Here is a 19,536-nt window from a genome sequence, read left to right as displayed (position 1 = left end):
CCGCAAAAATGCCATTTCGACAAAGCATTCTTCGGAAAAAGCGCCCGCTTTCCAATCAAGTGCAGTGCAGCATTTTTTGCCAGTGACTGCCGCCATAGCACCCTGATATGATCTTGCGCTTCCATGCTGCGCTTAGTCGCGTCAGCATTTTTCCCTGGCGTTTATGAAAGATACCCACATGTCCCGTCCTCAAATGCTCATCATTGCGGCCGCCCTCGGCCTGGCCTTCTCCTCGACCGTGCTGGCCGCTCCGGCGGCTACGCTGGCCGGCAATCCGCTGGCCACGGCCAGCACGCTGCCGTTCCACTATCCGGCGTTTGACCAGATCAAGGACGAGCACTTCCAGCCCGCGTTCGTCGAAGGCATGCGCATCCAGCTGAAGGAAATCGAGGCGATCGCCAACAACAAGAAGCCGGCCACGTTCGAGAACACCATCGTCGCCATGGAAAAATCCGGCGAGCTGCTGACCCGCGTGCAAACCACCTTCGGTAATCTGCAGGGCGCCAACACCAACGACAAGCTCGACGCGATCGACAGCGAGATGTCGCCGAAACTGGCCGCCCACGGCGACGCCATCTACCTGAACCCCAAGCTGTACGCCCGCGTGAAGTCGCTGTACGACAACCGCGACAAGCTCAAGCTCGACGCCGAAGCCAAGCACCTGCTGGAACGCTACCACACCGATTTCGTCCGCGCCGGTGCCAAGCTGTCCAACGCCGACAAGGAAAAACTGAAGGCCATCAACGGCGCCATCGCCACCTTGCAAACCACCTTCACCCAGAACGTGCTGAAGGAAACCAACGCCTCGGCGCTGGTGGTCGACACCCGCGAAGAGCTGGCCGGCATGACCGACGCCGCCATCGACGCCGCCGCGGCAGCCGCCAAGGCCAAGGGCATGGACGGCAAGTTCCTGATCGCCATCGTCAACACCAGCGGCCAGCCGCCGCTGGCCGTGCTGACCAACCGCGCCGTGCGCGAACGCCTGATGGCCGCTTCGCTGGCACGCGGCAGCCACGGCGGCGAGTTCGACAGCCGCGAAGTGGTGCTGAAGATCGCCAAGGCGCGCGCCGAGAAGGCCGCCCTGCTGGGCTATGCCAACTTCGCCGCCTATTCGCTGGAAGACCAGACCGCGCACGACACCGCCGCCGTCAACAAGCTGCTGGGCGAGCTGGCCAAGCCGGCCGTCAACAACGCGAAGAAGGAAGCGGCCGACCTGCAAGCCGTGGTCGACGCCGACAAGGGCGGCTTCCAGATCGACGCCTCCGACTGGGCCTTCTACACCGACAAGGTGCGCGCCCAGCGCTTCGCCTTCGACGAGAACCAGCTCAAGCCCTACTTCGAGCTGAACAACGTGCTGACCAACGGCGTGTTCTACGCCGCAGGCAAGCTGTACGGCCTGTCGTTCAAGGAGCGCAAGGACCTGCCGGTGTACAACCCGGATGTGCGCGTGTTCGACGTGTTCGACGCCGACGGCAAGCAGCTGGCCATCTTCCTGGCCGACATGTACGCCCGCAGCAACAAGCAGGGCGGCGCCTGGATGAACGAGTACATCTCGCAATCGTCGCTGCTGGGCACGCACTCGGTGGTGGCCAACCACCTCAACATTCCTAAGCCGCCAGCGGGCGAGCCTACGCTGCTGACCTACGACGAAGTCAAGACCGCCTTCCACGAGTTCGGCCATGCGCTGCACGGCATGTTCTCCAACGTGAAGTATCCGCGCTTCTCCGGCACCAGCGTGCCGCGCGATTTCGTCGAATATCCGTCGCAGGTCAACGAGATGTGGGCCGTGTGGCCGGAAGTGCTGGCCAACTACGCCAAGCACTACAAGACCGGCGAGCCGATGCCTAAGGAATTGCTGGACAAGGTCATCGCGTCGAAGAAATTCAACCAGGGCTTCCTGACCACCGAGTACCTGTCGGCCTCGCTGCTGGACCAGCGCTGGCACCAGCTGACCCCGGCGCAGATCCCGACCGACGTGCTGGGCTTTGAAGCGGCTTCGCTGAAGGACATGGGCGTGGACTTCGCGCCGGTGCCGCCGCGCTACCGCACCACCTACTTCTCGCACAGCTTCTCCGGCGGCTACTCGGCCGGCTACTACGCCTACCTGTGGTCCGAGAAGCTGGATGCCGACACCGTCGAATGGTTCAAGGAAAAAGGCGGCCTGAAGCGCGAAAACGGCGACTGGTTCCGCGCCAAGCTGCTCTCGCGCGGCGGCACCGACGATGCGATGAATTTGTTCCGCAACTTCCGCGGCCGCGATCCGATCATCGAGCCGCTGCTGGACCGTCGCGGCCTGAAATAATATAAACCGTTTATAAGAAAACAGATGAACACCAACCTGATTATCGCCGCCGCCGTGGCGGCCGTCTTCAGCGTCGCGCATGCGGCCGAGCCAGCTTCGATGCTGCCGGCCAGCAATGCCTTCGCCAAGGCCAGCACGCTGCCGTTCGGCTATCCGCCGTTCGACCAGATCAAGAACGAGGACTACGCGCCGGCCTTCGCCGAGGGCATGCGCATCAACGCCGCCGAGATCGAAGCGATCGCCAACAACAAGCAGCCGGCCACGTTCGAGAACACCATCGTCGCGATGGAGAAATCCGGCCAGCTGCTGTCGCGCGTGTCCAGCGTGTTCGGCAACCTGTCGGGCGCCAACACCAACGACAGCTTCAAGGCGCTGGAGCGTGAGCTGTCGCCCAAGCTGGCCGCCCACAGCGACGCCATCCGCCTGAACGCCAAGCTGTACGCGCGCATCAAGTCGCTGTACGACAAGCGCGCCAAGCTGCATCTGGACGCCGAGTCGCTGTATCTGCTGGAACGCTACAACACCGACTTCGTGCGCGCCGGCGCCAAGCTGTCCAATGCCGACAAGGAAAAGCTGAAGGCGCTCAACAGCGAGCTGGCCCAGCTGTCGACCAGCTTCGCGCAGAACGTGCTGGAGGAGGCCAACGCCTCGGCGCTGATCGTCGACACCCGCGAGGAACTGGCCGGCATGTCGGACAAGGCGATCGACGCCGCAGCCGCCGACGCCGCCAAGCGCGGCCTGGCGGGCAAGTTCGCCATCCCGGTGGTCAACACCACCGGCCAGGCCAACCTGGCGGTGCTGACCAACCGCGCCGTGCGCGAACGGCTGATGGCCGCTTCGCTGGCGCGCGGCAGCCACGGCGGCAAGTACGACAACACGCAGGTCGTGCTGAAGACCGCCAGGCTGCGCGCTGACAAGGCCGCGCTGCTGGGCTACGCCAACTACGCCGCCTATTCGCTGGAAGACCAGACCGCGCATACGCCGGAAGCGGTCAACAAGATGCTGTCCGAGTTCGCCCGTCCGGCCGTCGCCAACGCCAAGAAGGAAGGCGCCGAGATCCAGGCTGTGATTGACAAGGAACACGGTGGCTTCCAGCTGGCCGCGCAGGACTGGTCGTTCTACAGCGACAAGGTGCGCGCCGAGCGCTTCAATTTCGACCAGAACCAGCTCAAGCCCTACTTTGAACTGAACAACGTGCTGACCAACGGCGTGTTTTTCGCCGCGAACAAGGTCTACGGCCTGACGTTCAAGGAGCGCAAGGACTTGCCGGTCTACGATCCCGACGTGCGCGTGTGGGACGTGTTCGACGCGGACGGTAAGCAGCTGGCCATCTTCATCGGCGACTACTACGCTCGCAGCAACAAGCGTGGCGGCGCGTGGATGAACGCCTATGTTTCGCAGTCGAAGTTGATGGGCACGCAGCCGGTGATCGCCAACCACCTCAACATTCCGAAGCCGAACGCCGGTGAGCCGACGCTGCTCACCTACGACGAGCTGCGCACGGCCTTCCACGAGTTCGGCCACGCGCTGCACGGCATGTTCTCGGACGTGAACTATCCGCGCTTCGCCGGCACCCGCGTGCCGCGCGACTTCGTCGAGTTCCCGTCGCAGGTCAACGAGATGTGGTCGGTGTGGCCCGAGGTGCTGGCCAACTACGCCAAGCACTACCAGACCGGCGAGCCGATGCCGCAGGCCTTGCTGGATAAGGTGATCGCGTCCAAGAAATTCAACGAGGGCTACCGCACCACCGAGTACCTGGCCGCCTCCATCCTGGACCAGAAATGGCACCAGCTGGGCGCGTCGCAGATCCCGGCCGACGTGCTGGGCTTCGAGGCGGCGTCGCTGAAGGCCGCCGGCGTCGATTACGCGCCGGTGCCGCCGCGCTACCGCACCACCTACTTCTCGCACGTGTTCGCGGGCGGCTATTCGGCCGGCTACTACGGCTACCTGTGGTCGGAGAAGCTGGACGCCGACACCGTCAACTGGTTCACCGAGAACGGCGGCATGCTGCGCAAGAACGGCGACTGGTTCCGCAAGATGCTGCTGTCGCGCGGCGGCACCATGGACGCGATGCAGATGTTCCGCGCCTTCCGCGGCCGCGATGCACGCATCGAACCGCTGTTGGAGCGCCGCGGCTTGAAATAATATAAATCATTTATATGAAAAATGCGATGATCACCAACCTGATCATCGCTGCCCGTTTCTAGCTGCATTCCATCAACACTCGCACTTGCAAGTTGCGCTGGACTTGTTTCGGCGCAAAGCAAACCAGGATGTGTCAGCTACAGTTGCTCTCTACGCGCGCAGCAAGAGACGAGAGCCGACATGAACCTGCTTCCTGGCATTACCGCCCTATTCGCCGCATTTGACGACGATCACCAGAGCAGCTGCCTGCTGTGCCTGAATAGGCAGATCGACGGCAAAGACGTGGACCTCACGTGACACGGGGGCGGCGATGGAATTCGTCAATCACACGCCGTTTCCAGCCCAAGCGTTCGAGGGCATTGATCAGCACCGGCGCCCTTTCCATGTCGTGGCGCTGCGCCAGACTCTGAGTTTCGCCACTGGCATGCTGAAGTACGCCAGCGCGCAGGTGCCTCTGTGCGAAGGCAACGTCTGCTTTGGCGAAATAGACGGAGCTGGGGGGCGCCAGGAATCCGACCTGTGCCACTACAAGCCTAAGTGCGACGTTATCGTCAACGCGACGGCATATGCGCCCCATGGAAAGCCACGGACATGTTTCCCGGTGCGTCTGCGGGTCGCCAAACCGGATGCACCGGCGCCAATACCGCAGCGCCCCCAGGGGTTGAATCAATTTGAAAACGCAGCGCCCGGGATTATGGCGTGCTGGCGGAAAGCGGTTCAGCACGCGGAACAACATCCCGTTCCCGGCGCGCTTCTGATCAACAAGACACTGATCGTCAGTGGCGAGCGCGAGTTCAAAAAGAAGGCGGGCGTCACGCGGACCTTATACGGCCTGCTCCGTCTGTCCACGCTGGGCATGCTGCGGCTCAACCCGTGGAAGCTAACCGACGCCAAACGGGTCACAATGCTGCCGCTGCGCTACGAGCGCGCCTACGGCGGGGAATGCCGGATCGAGGCCGATGATCCGGCCGCGCAACGTCTGCAACGCAAGCAATGCAGCGCGCTAGCGCGATCACCGGCCCTGCATTCGGTTTACGAACCCAATCCGCGCGGGACCGGATACGTCGAACCTTCTTACTTGCGGGCGACGCGCGTCAGAACTATCGCCGCACCGCAGATAGAACTTTCAGCCGCGCCGCTCTGCGCCTGGAAGTTCTGGCAAGCGCTGCGTGGAAGCCCGAACGATGCGGAACGGGACAGCCCGAGCGCGCTACAACCCGCCGGCTTCGGCATACGTGCCGGCTCGCATCCGGCCCGGCGCGCGTTCGCCGGCACGGTTGATCAAACCTTTCTCAAGGGTGACGACGCCTTGCCGGCGGACTTCGATTTCGCTTTCTGGAACGCCGCCCCGCCCGATCAACAAACCGATTTCCTGCGCGGGAATGAAACATTTGAGCTCATCAATCTGTGCGCTCCAGACACACCGGGAGCGACACCAGACCGCGATGGTAATACAACGCTGCGGCTAAAACTGCCGGGCCACGAATGCTTCGTGCTAGTCAGGCAGGAAGATGGCACGCTGTTCCGGCAGGCGCTGGCCCTTGATACGGTATTGCTCGAACCGGAAGAGCGACTAGTGACCCTGGTGTGGCGCGGCATACTGCCAAAGGACGCAGACGCACCATTGCGCCGCTGCGAAGCGCGCATGCATAGCCATGAAGAGCGAGACAGGATGCTACGGGAGGTCAATTTTCTGGACTGCTACGCCGGCGCGGCCGAATCGTCACCATCGTCGACGGTCGAAGGCGCGCCATGAGTGACCATTTGAAGTTATCCGATCCAAACGGCGACGACGGGACCAGTAAGATCGCCAGTACGTTGGAAGTGGCCGAACAGCAGAAGCGCTTCGATGAGCTGAAGAATAATATTCAGCGGCTCGAACAATTGGTCGCTGAACAAAAGCTCCAAGCGCGGCGCGCTCAACCATTAAAGCACGCTAACAACAAGATCGCTGCACGCAAGGACGGCGTCTTCACGGCAACTTCCACCGCGCCATCGTTCAACCTGACGCCGGTTGGTCCCAGCATGGTGCCTCTTCCCTATCCGACGACCGTCGACCTGTCCAACAGCGTCGACGTCGCTTCCAACGTCCGCTTTAATGGCAAGCGGGTCTACACCTTGGGCAGTTCGCAGCCAAGCTGCAAAGGCGACGAGCAAGGCAGCGGAGGCGGCGTCAGGTCGGGCACGGTCAACGGGGAAGTCAAACCGGTGGCGGCCAGCAAGTCCGTGCGCGTGGAAGGCAAGCGCGTGGTCAGGGATGGCGATGCCTGCACCATGAATGGTGGAAACAATCCAGGCATCTACATCACGGTGCCGCCCATCAGCGGCGCGTCGCCCAATGACGCGCTGGCGACGTCGAACCCACCGGTCAAACTTGAAACGGAGCAGGAGAAATCCGCGTTCAAGCAATGGCTGCGCCGGACGGAAGAGCAATTGCGTCAGGCTGCTAACCATCCGGCGGAAGCTGTCAAAGGCGCGGCCAAGGGCATGGCCAACATTCCTTCGTATATTTGCGAACTGCTGTTGAAGGCGGCTGCCGAACAACGTGTCACTGAATTGGACCAATCGGCCGCGACGCAAGCCGCATTTGGACGGACTGAGGCGACAAAAACGTTGTCCGACGTGGCGGCGGAAACCGGGCGGCTGGGCGCTAACATTGACCTGCCAAAATTTAAGATGGAAAATCCAGCGCAGGAAGGGGGCGACGTGATCGCCACGGCCGTTCAGCTGTTCGCCGGCGGCGCGGGGATAGTCAAGAGCGCGGCAAAGCGCGCTCTGACACTGAGCAAGGCCGGAGAGGCCGCGCGAGCGGCAGGCACTGGTGGCGAAATGGGGAAAGGTGCGGTGGAGGCTAGCACCGTTGGCGGTGCGGAACCAACAATTGCGCCAGCTGGTCAGACGGAGGATGGCGTCCGTGTCGCGAGGGGTACGGCGCTGCGACGTGGGCATCTGAATGAAAAATTTGGACGAACAGGGAACCTCAACCTCGACATCAATATTCGGGGAAACCAGCAAACCGCTACCAATTTCTTCCTATCCCAAGGCGTCCCAGAGGAGGCTATTCCGTCGTACATGACAGGAATTGACCTTACCAAACCTGTTGAAGTACAAACGCTAGGTTCCCAAAAGCAGCTTTGGCAATATCAAACATCGGGAGCACCGCAGGGAAACTGGTACTCTTTAAGTCCATCGGTAGAACCCACAGAATTAGGAATCAGCCCCCTTGGCTTCAATCGAGCCACCCGAACCGTGGAGCCCAAAATACTCAATTCATACAAGACAACTCAACCGACAACCGTACTACGAAGCACTTCGGCGGAGGTAGAAGATTTTTGGTCAGTTAAAGGGCAGTCCTATCCTACGACGGGGGGTGCCCGACAATTATTTTCAAGCAAAAAATCGGTGTTTTCCCCTGATTCACATTAAATTTGGTGAACCTATGAGCGCAATAGAAACTGTAACTAAAGCTTTGGAACTTGCTCGCGCCCGTTTAAACACAGCGCCAAACTTCGAGATATTTTCTTCGGCTGTAACCCAATTGGAATATGTTTTGGCGGTATTGAACGGGAATGAGCGCGATAAATCTCGGCTGAAAAACATTATCGTTGGTCATTTTGCTGTCAGGGAATTTGAGGAAAGTGATCCAGAATTTGCAGAGGCATTGATGGCGGTTCAAGCACTAGCCTCTAAGATGGCAAAAGGACTTAAAGTATAAACATGGGTTGCTACACAACTCTGATAGTGGAGTGCTGCGGCTTGACCGAAAAGTAAGCGCCAGCGGGACAAGTAAGCAGGGGCCGGGCTCGATTTGTGTAAGAATCGAGTCCGGCCCTTTCATTTTATGAGTAAGATAGAACTATGAGTAACGAACTGCACGGCGTGACGCTGGAAGCCATCGTGACCCTTTTGCACGCGCATTACGGCTGGGAACAGCTGGGCCAACGGATCGACATCAACTGCTTCATCAGCGATCCGAGCGTCAAGTCCAGCCTGAAATTTTTACGCAAGACCCCGTGGGCCCGCGCCAAAGTCGAAGAACTTTACGTCGCCACGAAATTTACCGACTAGGGATGTATATGGACAGCAATCTGAAGGCTTCACTGAGTTCCCTGCGCAACCGCCTGGCCAGCGCCGGCCCGATCGACGATGAATTGCAGGAATTGCTGACGCAGCTGGACGGCGATATCAAGCAACTGCTGGAACGCCGCGCCGCCGAGGCCGAGCCGGGCGAGAGCACCACCTACGGCCTGGCCGAGCGCACGCAGGAAATCTCGGCCAAGTTCGCCGTGCGGCATCCGCAACTGGAACCGGCCCTGCGCGAGCTGGGCAATATTCTGTCGAGCATGGGAATCTAAAGCAGGCGGGAGAACCCGGGGAACCCAAGTCCCCGGGCAGCCGGCGTTACGGAAACGCCAGCATAGGCGGTTCCATACCGCCAAAGCTGATTTCGGGATGACGCTTGGCGATCATCTCTTCGATTTCTTCGACCCGCCGCACCGGCACGTCGACGATTAACAGCACCTGTCCCTGCTCGATGCGGGCGGCGAAGGGCTTGAGGCGCGAATTGGGCACGGCCGCCGCGTTCATGCCCGAGGCCCAGCCGCCGAACACCGCGCCGGCCAGCGCCACCAGCAGGATGGCGGCGGTGCGCAAGGTCATGCCGTCCACCGGGAACAGCGTGAGGAACACGCCGGCGCCCAGGCCGACGATGGCGCCGATCACCACGCCCAGCTGGGCACCGTGGACCAGGTCGGTTTTCTGCATGAAGTTAACGTCCGGCATGTCCGACGGCAGCGCATCCCTGGCCATGAAGCGCATGTGGCCGATCTCGATGCGGGCCAGCAGCAATTCGTCCAGCATGGCGCGCGCGCTCGGCACGTCCGGCAGCATGAAATAAAGTCGGCGTCGCATAATGGTCTCCCGGCGATAGGTATCTAACCGTTATAGCAAAATTGCGGACTATAGCAATGTGAATCCGTCATCATTTACACTCAAGTGATTGAATAGTAAAAGAATTTTTCTTTCCGGCACAAGCGGAGCGGGGGCATTTCCGGTACAATGCTGTCCGATATGAGCTCCCCTACCAATTTATTTGCGACCGTTCCCAAGCGGTCTGCGCGCGCTGCCGCCGCGCCTTTCCTCCCGATGTCCCGCGCCGAAATGGACGCGCTGGGCTGGGACGAGTGCGACGTCATCCTCGTCACCGGCGACGCCTACATCGACCATCCGAGCTTCGGCATGGCGCTGGTCGGCCGCCTGCTGGAGGCGCAGGGCTTCCGCGTCGGCATCATCTCGCAGCCGGACTGGACCTCCGCCGAGGCCTTCCGCGCGCTGGGCAAGCCGCGCCTGTACTACGGCATCACGGCCGGCAATATGGACTCCATGGTCAACCGCTACACGGCCGACCGCAAGATCCGCTCGGACGACGCCTACACCGCCAACGGCGAGCCGAACAAGCGGCCCGACCGCGCCGTCACCGTCTACGCCCAGCGCGTGCGCGAAGCCTACCCCGGCACGCCGGTGGTGATCGGCTCGATCGAGGCCTCGCTGCGCCGCATCGCCCACTACGACTACTGGTCGGACAAGGTGCGCCGCTCGGTGCTGACCGATTCCAAGGCCGACCTGCTGATCTTCGGCAACGCCGAGCGCGCGCTGGTCGACCTGACCCACCGCATGGCGGCCGGCGAGGACATCAAATCCATCCGCGACCTGCGCGGCACCGCCTTCATGGTGCCGGCCGGCTGGCTGCCGGACGCGGACTGGGGCGTGCACAACAGCACCCGCGTGGACGTGCCGGGCAAGATCGACACCCATCCCGATCCGTACATGATGGTGCAGCAGAACACCTCGTCGTGCGCCACCGAGAACGGCGGCGCCAGGGCCGAGGCGGACGAGGGCATGGTCGAGCCGAAGCCGGTGGTGCCGGTCGAGGTCGTCAAGCCTATCCGCATCATGAGCCGCGAAGAGCGCCAGGCGATGGCGAAGGAAAAGCACCACAAGACCGTGGTGCGGCTGCCGTCCTACGAAACCGTCAGCGCCGACCCGGTGATGTACGCGCACGCCTCGCGCGTGTTCCACCTGGAGTCCAACCCCGGCAACGCCCGCGCCATGGTGCAGGCGCACGGCGAGCGCGACGTCTGGCTCAACCCGCCGCCGCTGCCGCTGCGCATGGACGAGATGGACGGCGTGTACGACATGAACTACGCGCGCGCGCCGCATCCGTCCTACGGCAAGGCCCGCATTCCGGCGTGGGAGATGATACGCTTCTCGGTCAACATCATGCGCGGCTGCTTCGGCGGCTGCACCTTCTGTTCGATCACCGAGCACGAGGGCCGCATCATCCAGAGCCGCTCGGAGCCGTCCATCCTGCGCGAGATCGAACACATCCGCGACAAGACCAAGGGCTTCACCGGCACCATCTCCGACCTGGGCGGGCCGACCGCCAATATGTACCGGCTGGCCTGCAAGGATCCGAAGATCGAGGAGTCGTGCCGCCGCCTGTCGTGCGTGTACCCGTCGATCTGCGTCAACCTGGGCACCGACCACAGCAAATTGATCTCGCTGTACCGCAAGGCGCGCGCGATTCCCGGCGTGAAGAAGATCCTGATCTCGTCGGGCCTGCGCTACGACATCGCCGTGCGTTCGCCCGAGTACGTCAAGGAGCTGGTCACCCACCACGTGGGCGGCCTGCTGAAGATCGCGCCGGAGCACACCGAGGAAAACACGCTGTCGAAGATGATGAAGCCGGGCATCGGCGCCTACGACGAGTTCAAGGAGATGTTCGACCGCTTCTCGCTCGAGGCCGGCAAGAAGCAGTACCTGATCCCGTACTTCATCGCGGCCCACCCGGGCACGACCGACCTCGACATGCTGAACCTGGCGCTGTGGCTGAAGAAGAACAACTTCAAGCTGGACCAGGTGCAGACCTTCATGCCGACGCCGATGGCCATGGCCACCACCATGTACCACACGCGCAAGAACCCGCTGCGCAAGGTGACCGAGGATTCGGAGGTGGTCGAGACCGCGCGCAGCGGCAAGATCCGCCGCACCCACAAGGCTTTCCTGCGCTACCAGGACCCGGAGAACTGGCCGATCCTGCGCGAGGCGCTGGTGGCCATGGGCCGTGGCGACCTGATCGGCAACGGCGACAAGCACCTGATCCCGTCGTGGTCGGCGGGCGAGGGCAATGCGCCCGACCCGAGCCGGCGCGCGCCGTCCGGCCCGGCGCCGAGCGCCAAGGGCGCCCGCTCCGGCATCGTCGCCAGTGCCCAGCCGCCGGCGCGCCAGCAGGGGCCGCGCGCCAACGCGCTGACCGGCTCGCTGACGGCGCGCCAGTCGCTCGACACCAAGCCGCGCGCCTCCATCCTCGACACCATCAAGGTCAAGCGGCCGGCCGCCGCCGCCCCGGCCAAGGGCGGCAAGCCGGCCCCGCGCGGCCGCAAATAAGCCCGCCCGGCCGGCCGGTCAGGCAGCGTCCTTGCGGGCGCTGCCTTTTTTTTGTCTATTCCCCCGAAGAAATGTTGTTAAATACCCCTAACGGTGCAATTGCGTGGATAATTCAGGCTTGCTCCGGCGATGCGTGGCGGCCGCTTGCGGCTACACTGGTTGCAAGCTGGCCACCGGTTCGGTTGGCTCCGCACGCAGACCTCATTCTGTGAACTGGAAGAACATGAAAAACTTTAAATTCTCGACCCTGCTGCTGGTACCCGTGCTGGCCATCCTGGCGGCCTGCGGCGGCGGCGGCGGCGGCAGCAACGCGACGCCGGCTGCGCCGACGCTCAAGTCCATCGCCGTCACGGCCACCGGCAGCACCACCATCCCGATCGGCATCTCGGTGCCGCTGACGGCCACCGGCACTTATTCGGACAACAGCACCAAGGTGCTCAACACCGCCAGCGGCCTGGTCTGGGCCTTCAAGGGCACCGGCGCGGTGGCCAGCATCGTCCCGGCCGGCAATGTGACCGGCAAGGCGGCCGGCACCGACATCGTCACCGCGACCCAGGACGGCGTGGTCGGCACCCTCAACATCAGCGTGATCGCGCTGTGGAACGGCGTGAACGCCGGCGGCAACCAGACCATCGGCCGCAAGTCCGACGGCACGCTGTTCGGCTGGGGCTCCAACATCCGCGGCCAGCTCGGCGACAGCACCAAGACCGACCGCAACGCGCCGGTCCTGGTCAGCGGCGGCAGCACGCTGTGGAAGCAGGTGGCGGTGGGTGAGCAGTTCGTGGTGGCGCTGCGCACCGACGGCACGCTGTGGACCTGGGGCTCCAACCAGAACGGCACGCTGGGCCTGGGCACGTCCGACACCGACCCGCATCCGACCCCGACCAAGATCGGCAAGGACACCGACTGGGCCTTCGTCGCGGCCGGCAAGTCGCACGCGTTCGCGATCAAGACCAGCGGCGCCATGTACGGCTGGGGCCGCAACTTCAACGGCCAGCTGGGCGACAGCAGCAATATCGACAGGCTGAGCCCGACCCTGATACCGCTGCCGACCGGCATGAAGGCGTGGCTGTCGGTGAGCGCCGGCGATACCCATACGCTGGCCATCATCAAGGACAACCTGAATCTGTACGGCTGGGGCGGCAACACCAGCGGCCAGGTCGGCAACGGCGGCCTGGTGGACATCAACGCCCCGGCCAAGATCGGCGCCTTCCAGTGGTCGTCGATCACGGCCGGCGCCAACCATTCGGTGGGCGTGCGCAGCGACGGCGCGATGTTCGGCTGGGGCAGCAACAGCTTCGGCCAGGTGGGCAACAACGGCTCGACCAACATCAACGCGCCGGCGCCGATCGGCGTCGGCAGCAACTGGCTGGCGGTGGCGGCCGGCGCCGCGCACACCATCGCGGTCACGCGCGAAGGCCAGCTGTGGGCCTGGGGCAGCAACGCCGAAAGCCAGCTCGGCACCGCCGGCCCGGACAGCCCGACGCCGGTGCAGGTGGGCACGGCGACCAACTGGCTGTCGGTGGCCTCGGGCGCCTCGCACAGCTTCGGCCTGCGTTCGGACAACACGCTGTGGGGCTGGGGCCGCAACGTGGAGGGCCAGCTGGGCAAGGGTGACAATGCCCAGGCGCCGGTGCCGGTCAGCATCGCCAACTAAGTAGTACTACCGGCTTGCGACGGACGGCAGGCGCGCGCCTGGCCGTCCGTTGTGTTTTATGCCTGAGTATTGTCAGAAAGCGACGATATCGGGCGCCGAAGCGGCTACAATTTCACCTAGTCCGCTGCCCTCAGGAACCCTAGTGCCATTACGCGATGCCGTCCCCGCCTCTTCCCTGCCAGCCCGCGCCCCGCGGCGGTGGCGCCATGGCGGCCTGACGCTGCTGGCGCTGCTGCCGGCGCTGTGGCTGGCGCCCGCCGCGGCCCAGGAAAAGATCACGCTGCAACTCAAGCACAGCCACCAGTTCCAGTTCGCCGGCTACTACGCCGCGCTGGAGCAGGGCTATTACCGCGAGGCCGGGCTGGACGTGGCCATCCTGGAGGGATCGGACGGCAACGAGCCGGAACGCGACGTCGTGTCCGGCAAGGCCGAGTACGGCGTCGGCGCCAGCAGCCTGCTGCTGGCGCGCCTGGCCGGCAAGCCGGTGGTGGTGCTGGGCGTGGTGTTCCAGCACTCGCCGTACGCGCTGGCGATGCGCCAGACCAGCGCCGAGCCGGACATCCGCCGCATCATCGGCAAGCGCGCCATGATAGGCTCGCTGACCGACGAGCTGGGCAACGCCGACGAGCTGCTGGCCTACCTGGTCAAGGAAGGCATACCGGCCACCAGCTTCCAGCGGGTCGAGCCGACCTACAACACGGCCGACCTGATCAACGGCAGGGTGGACGCCATGGCGGTCTACACCACCAACGAGCCGGACACCTTCGACCGCCTCGGCTTCCCCTACGATATCTACAGCCCGCGCGCGGTCGGCATCGACTTCTACGGCGACAACCTGTTCACCAGCGAGCGCGAGATTGCCAACCATCCGGCCCGGGTGCGCGCCTTCCGCGCCGCCAGCATGCGCGGCTGGCAGTGGGCCATGAGCCACCAGGAGGAGATGGCCGACATCATCCTCGCCAAGTATTCGCAGCGCAGCGACCGCGCCCACCTGCTGTACGAGGCGCGCCAGATGGTGCCGCTGGTGCAGCCGGTGCTCGTCGAGATCGGCTACCAGAACCCGGAGCGCTGGCGCCACATCGCCGACGTCTACGCCGGCCTGGGCATGGTGCCCAAGAACGCCAACTTCGACGGCTTCATGTACAGCATGGACGGCGGCGCCAGCCTGCTGTGGCTGTATCGCGTGCTGGGCGCGGCCGCGCTGCTGCTGATGGTGGGCGCGGCCATCCACTTCAGCCTGCTGGCGCGCGAGCGGCGCCGCGCCAACGCCGCCATCCGCACCGGCGAGCAGCGCTTCCGCACCATGTTCGAAGCGTCGCCGCTGGGCATCGCGCTGGTCGATTCGGTCACCTACGAATACCGCGACATCAACCCGCGCTTCCAGGAGATCGTCGGCCGCTCGCAGGTCGAGCTGGGCGCGATGCGCTGGCTGGAGGCCGGCCATCCGGAGGACGTGGCCCAGATCAAGGTGCAGATGGGGCGCCTGCTGGCGCACGAGGTCGGCAGCTTCAAGATCACCAACCGCCTGTTCCGCCCGGACGGCGAGCTGGTGTGGATCGAGGTGTCGGTCACCGCCATCGAGACCGAGAAGGGCAGCCATCCGCACCACCTGTGCATGATCGAGGACGTCACCGACAAGAAGCAGAGCGAGGCGCTGATCTGGCAGCAGGCCAACTTCGACCCGCTGACCCAGCTGCCCAACCGGCGCATGTTCCACGACCGGCTGGCGCACGACATGCTCAAGAGCCAGCGCGACCGCTCGCACATCGCCATCCTGTTCATCGACCTCGACCACTTCAAGGAGGTCAACGACACGCTGGGCCACCACCAGGGCGACATCCTGCTGGTGGACGCGGCGCGCCGCATCAGCGCCTGCGTGCGCAAGTCGGACACGGTGGCGCGCCTGGGCGGCGACGAGTTCACCGTGATCCTGTCCGAGCTGGAGGGCACCGAGCGGGTCGAGCAGATCGCCCAGCACATCATCGACAGCCTGCGCCAGCCCTTCCCGCTGGGGCAGGAGCAGGCCTTCGTGTCGGCCAGCATCGGCATCACGCTGTACCCGGACGACGCGCTCGACATCGACGACCTGCTCAAGCACGCCGACCAGGCCATGTACGCGGCCAAGGGGGCCGGGCGCAACCGCTACAGCTATTTCACGCCGACGCTGCAGGTGGCCGCGCTCAACCGCATGCGCCTGACCAACGACCTGCGCGGCGCGCTCAAGGGCGAGCAGTTCCAGCTGTACTTCCAGCCCATCGTCCACCTCAAGAGCGGGCGCATCCACAAGGCCGAGGCGCTGATACGCTGGAACCACCCGCAGCGCGGCGTGGTCAGCCCGATGGACTTCATCCCGCTGGCCGAGGCGAGCGGCCTGATCGTCGACATCGGCGAATGGGTGTTCCGCGAATCGGCGCGCTGGGTGCAGCGCTGGCGCCACGAGCACCATCCGGAGTTCCAGGTCAGCGTCAACCAGTCGCCGCTGGAGTTCGCGCGCGAGGACGGCGCCTACGACGCCTGGCTCGCCTACCTGCAGGCGCTGGACCTGCCGGGCCAGTCGGTGGTGGTGGAGATCACCGAGGGCTTGCTGCTCGACGCCAACGCCACGGTCAGCAACAAGCTGCTGCAGCTGCGCGACGCCGGCATCCAGGTCGCGCTGGACGACTTCGGCACCGGCTACTCGTCGCTGTCCTACCTGAAGAAGTTCGACATCGACTACCTGAAGATCGACCGCTCCTTCACCCGCAACCTGGCGCCCGATTCCAGCGACATGGCGCTGTCGGACGCCATCATCGTCATGGCCCACAAGCTGGGCCTGCGGGTGATCGCCGAGGGCGTGGAGACGCCGGAGCAGCGCGACCTGCTGGCCGCGGCCGGCTGCGACTACGGCCAGGGCTACCTGTTCGCCCGCCCCATGCCGGCCGAGCAGTTCGACCAGCTGCTGCGCCAGCAGGCGGCCTGATTTCAATCGTATCACTCTTGCCCAACCGGGCGAACTCAGGTGTAATGCCGGATAAATCATAGTAATTTACTAATTCCGCCGTTACATTTGAAGGGTTGCGATCGATGTTTGCGCTGTTAGACAGTTTGACCCAGGAAAACCGCATCCTCCGGCTGAGCACGCCGCTGGGGGCGGAGACGCTGGTGGCCGAATGCCTGCGCGGCGAGGAAGCGCTGAGCCAGCCCTACCGGCTGACGGTGACCGCGCTGTCGAGCGATGCGGCGATCCCGCTGAAGTCGCTGCTGGGCCAGCCGGTGCTGCTGGAACTGATGACGGCCGCCAGCCGCGACCGGCTGCGCCCCTTCCACGGCCATGTGACGGCGCTGCGCATGCTGGGCGCCGACGGCGGCCTGGCGCGCTACGAGCTGAGCATCGGCCCCTGGTACGCCTTCCTGGCGGCCGGGCGCGACAGCCGGGTGTTCCAGGACCAGACCGTGTTCGACATCCTGGACGCCGTGTTCAACGGCTGGCAGGACCCCGGCAAGCTGGTGCCGCGATGGCGCTACGACCTGGCCGACCGTAGTATTTATGCCAAGCGTTCCCTGACCTGCCAGTACCAGGAATCCAACCTGGCCTTCGCCGAGCGCCTGATGCGCGAGGAAGGCTTGTTCTACTATTTTGAGCACAGCGGCGACGCCGCAAGCCCCGGCCTGGGCAGCCACACCATGGTGATCGCCGACCACAACGGCAGCTTCCAGCCCAACGCCCAGGCCACGGTGCGCTACACCCAGCCGGGCGCGGTGATGCGGGAGGACGCCATCGACCGCTGGCGCAGCGAGCTGCGCTGGACCGCCGGCGGCGTCGAGCTGGCCAGCTGGGATTACCGCAGCCACGGCACGCGGCCGGCGTCGGCCGCCAGCGTCGGCGCCGATCCCGGCGCGCCGCTCAGCCGCGACGCGCCGGGCGCCTACGCCTACACCTCGCGCGAGCACGGCCAGCACATCGCCGGGCGGCAGGTCGAGGCGCTGGAGGCGGGGCGGGAAATCTACACCGGCGCCGGCACCGTGCGCACGCTCAGTCCCGGCACCACCTTCACGCTGGAGGGGCAGGCGCTGCTGGACGCCGGCGACGCCGCCGAGCGCGGCTTCCTCATCACGCGCGTGCTGCACCTGGCGCACAACAACCTCAGCACGGACATCTGGCACGCGGCCACGCAGGCGCTGGGCGTGAGCGCGCTGGCCGAGGCCATCGCGCGCGAACAGGGCGGCAGCCTGCACGCGGTCGGCGCGGACAAGGGCGAACGGCCGCTGTACCGCAACCGCATCGACGCCATCCGCAGCAAGGTGCCCTACCGCAGCTGCGACGTGGACGGCCACGGCCTGCTGCTGCATCCCAAGCCGACCGTGCGCGGCCAGCAGACCGCCATCGTGGTGGGCCCGGCCGGCGCGGTGATCCACACCGACCGCGACCACCGCATCAAGGTGCAGTTCCACTGGCAGCGCGGCGAGCAGAGCCACAGCCGCCTGGCGCATCCGGCGCCGGACGGCCACAGCGGCGCGCCGGCCGACGACACGGCCGGCACCTGGGTGCGCATCGCCACCGCGATGGCGCCGGTGGCCGGCGCCAACTGGGGCGCGGTGGCGGTGCCGCGCGTGGGCAGCGAAGTGCTGATCGACTTCATCGACGGCGACATCGACCGGCCGGTGGTGATCGGCAGCGTCTACAACGGCAGCGGCGCGCGCGACGCGCAGCACAACCAGGCCGGCCAGGGCGCAGGCGCGGCCACCGGCAACGCCCCGGCCTGGTTCCCCGGCGAGGGCGGCGCGCATGCGCATCCGGCCGCGCTGTCGGGCATCAAGTCGCAGGCCATGCACGCCAGCCAGGGCGGCGCCGGCGCCTACAGCCAGCTGGTGTTCGACGACCATCCGGGCGAGCCGCGCGTGGCCCTGCAGCGGCACGCCTCGCCGCACGCCGGCACGGACGAGCTGAACCTGGGCCACCTGCGCCACCAGAGCGACAACCAGCGCCTGATGACGGCCGGCTTCGGCGCCGAGCTGAAGAGCGCGCACAGCGCCGCGCTGCGCGCCGGCCGGGGCTTGCTGCTGTCGGCCGACGCCCGCGACGGCGGCAACGGCGGCCAGCTCGACTCGGCCGAGGCGCAGGCGCAGATCGGGCAGAGCCAAGCGCTGCAGCTGTCGCTGGCCGAGACCGCGCAAAAGCACAACGCCAGGTTCAAGGACGAGGCGCAGCCGGCCAAGCTGGCCGCGCTGGCGCAGATGGACCACAGCGGCCAGGTGCTGCGTGCCACCGCGGCCGGCGCCGGCGGCCGCCAGGGCGGCGACGGCGCGGTCAGCGCGTACAGCGCCCAGCATCTGCAGCTGTCGAGCCCGGCAGGGATCGCGGCCGTGACGCCGGCCAGCGCCGTGCTCGCGGCCGGCGGCACGGCCAGCCTGAGCGCGGGGCAGGACATCAATCTCGCCGCGCAGGGCAACGCCAGCCAGCTGGTCAAGGACGGCATCAGCCTGTTCACCTACGGCAAAGCCGGCAACGCGGACAAGCCCAACCAGGAGACCGGCATCAGGCTGCACGCGGCCAGCGGCAAGGTCAGCGTGCAGAGCCAGTCGGACGCGACCAAGGTGACCGCCGACAAGCTGATCACCGTGGCCAGCGTGAGCAAGAGCGTGACGGTCGGCGCCAGGGAGCATGTGATGCTGACCGCGCAGGGCGCCTACCTCAAGCTGGAGGGTGGCAACATCATGATCCATGGGCCGGGGACGATGACGTTCAAGGCGTCGATGAAGGAACTCGCCGGCCCGGCCGACGGCAGCGCCGGCGCGCCCGTGTTCAAGGCGCAGGATTTGTACAACGAAGCCTTTGTCGTGCGCGACGAAAAGACCGGCGAGATCATGAAGAACGTGCGTTACCGGATGGAGTCCGCCAGCGGTTCGGTGATCGAGGGCTATACCGACGCCGAAGGCCGCACGCAACGCTTGTTCACCGCCAAGCCTGAGCAGATTCACTTGTATTTACCGGACCACGACTAATCGC

12 protein-coding genes are annotated in these 19,536 nt (G+C 65.0%); 11 read left to right on the top strand and 1 reads right to left on the bottom strand.

The features are described from left to right. The first annotated feature begins 178 nt into the window (after positions 1-178). From AC07WS_RS00835 to AC07WS_RS00805, 7 genes are all read left to right on the top strand, one after another. Complete coding sequence (locus tag AC07WS_RS00835; RefSeq protein ID WP_494727274.1) at positions 179-2,302, top strand: M3 family metallopeptidase; 2,124 nt, start codon at positions 179-181, stop codon at positions 2,300-2,302. 24 nt (positions 2,303-2,326) lie between these two features. Next, complete coding sequence (locus tag AC07WS_RS00830; RefSeq protein ID WP_494727273.1) at positions 2,327-4,447, top strand: M3 family metallopeptidase; 2,121 nt, start codon at positions 2,327-2,329, stop codon at positions 4,445-4,447. Positions 4,448-4,757: 310 nt separating this feature from the next. Continuing rightward, positions 4,758-6,203 (top strand): DUF2169 family type VI secretion system accessory protein, encoded by a 1,446-nt coding sequence (locus tag AC07WS_RS00825; RefSeq protein ID WP_494727272.1) that lies wholly within the window; start codon positions 4,758-4,760, stop codon positions 6,201-6,203. Then, positions 6,200-7,873, top strand: a complete 1,674-nt coding sequence (locus tag AC07WS_RS00820; protein ID WP_494727271.1) for a polymorphic toxin type 46 domain-containing protein — start codon at positions 6,200-6,202, stop codon at positions 7,871-7,873. Before AC07WS_RS00825 ends, AC07WS_RS00820 begins: the two co-directional genes overlap by 4 nt. Positions 7,874-7,886: 13 nt before the next feature. Beyond that, complete coding sequence (locus AC07WS_RS00815; RefSeq protein WP_494727270.1) at positions 7,887-8,162, top strand: immunity protein Tsi6 family protein; 276 nt, start codon at positions 7,887-7,889, stop codon at positions 8,160-8,162. A gap of 143 nt (positions 8,163-8,305) precedes the next feature. Further along, entirely contained in the window at positions 8,306-8,515 is a 210-nt protein-coding gene (locus AC07WS_RS00810; protein ID WP_494727269.1) for a VF530 family protein, read from the top strand. Between the two features lie 8 nt (positions 8,516-8,523). After that, a complete protein-coding gene (locus tag AC07WS_RS00805) occupies positions 8,524-8,802 on the top strand; it encodes a DUF4404 family protein (RefSeq protein ID WP_494727268.1) in 279 nt (92 codons plus the stop codon). 46 nt (positions 8,803-8,848) lie between these two features. Here AC07WS_RS00805 and AC07WS_RS00800 read toward each other — a convergent pair whose 3' ends face one another. After that, on the bottom strand, positions 8,849-9,358 hold the full coding sequence (locus tag AC07WS_RS00800) for a DUF1269 domain-containing protein (protein ID WP_494727267.1): 510 nt from the start codon (positions 9,356-9,358) through the stop codon (positions 8,849-8,851). A 234-nt stretch (positions 9,359-9,592) separates the two neighbouring features. Between AC07WS_RS00800 and AC07WS_RS00795 the strand changes: the two genes are divergently transcribed. The 4 genes from AC07WS_RS00795 (at position 9,593) to AC07WS_RS00780 (ending at position 19,532) form a co-directional block, all read left to right on the top strand. Next, positions 9,593-11,893, top strand: a complete 2,301-nt coding sequence (locus AC07WS_RS00795) for a YgiQ family radical SAM protein (RefSeq protein WP_494727266.1) — start codon at positions 9,593-9,595, stop codon at positions 11,891-11,893. A 223-nt stretch (positions 11,894-12,116) separates the two neighbouring features. Further along, positions 12,117-13,550: a hypothetical protein gene (locus AC07WS_RS00790; protein WP_494727265.1), complete on the top strand. Its 1,434-nt coding sequence runs from the start codon at positions 12,117-12,119 to the stop codon at positions 13,548-13,550. Between the two features lie 142 nt (positions 13,551-13,692). Then, the gene (locus AC07WS_RS00785; protein ID WP_494727264.1) at positions 13,693-16,509 is read left to right on the top strand and encodes an EAL domain-containing protein; all 2,817 of its coding nucleotides are present in this window, start codon (positions 13,693-13,695) and stop codon (positions 16,507-16,509) included. 104 nt (positions 16,510-16,613) lie between these two features. Beyond that, on the top strand, positions 16,614-19,532 hold the full coding sequence (locus AC07WS_RS00780; RefSeq protein ID WP_494727263.1) for a type VI secretion system Vgr family protein: 2,919 nt from the start codon (positions 16,614-16,616) through the stop codon (positions 19,530-19,532). The last annotated feature ends 4 nt before the right edge of the window (positions 19,533-19,536 follow it).

Source organism: Duganella sp. GW821-FHT01E12, assembly GCF_059422325.1.
This window is presented reverse-complemented; position numbering and strand designations above follow the sequence as displayed.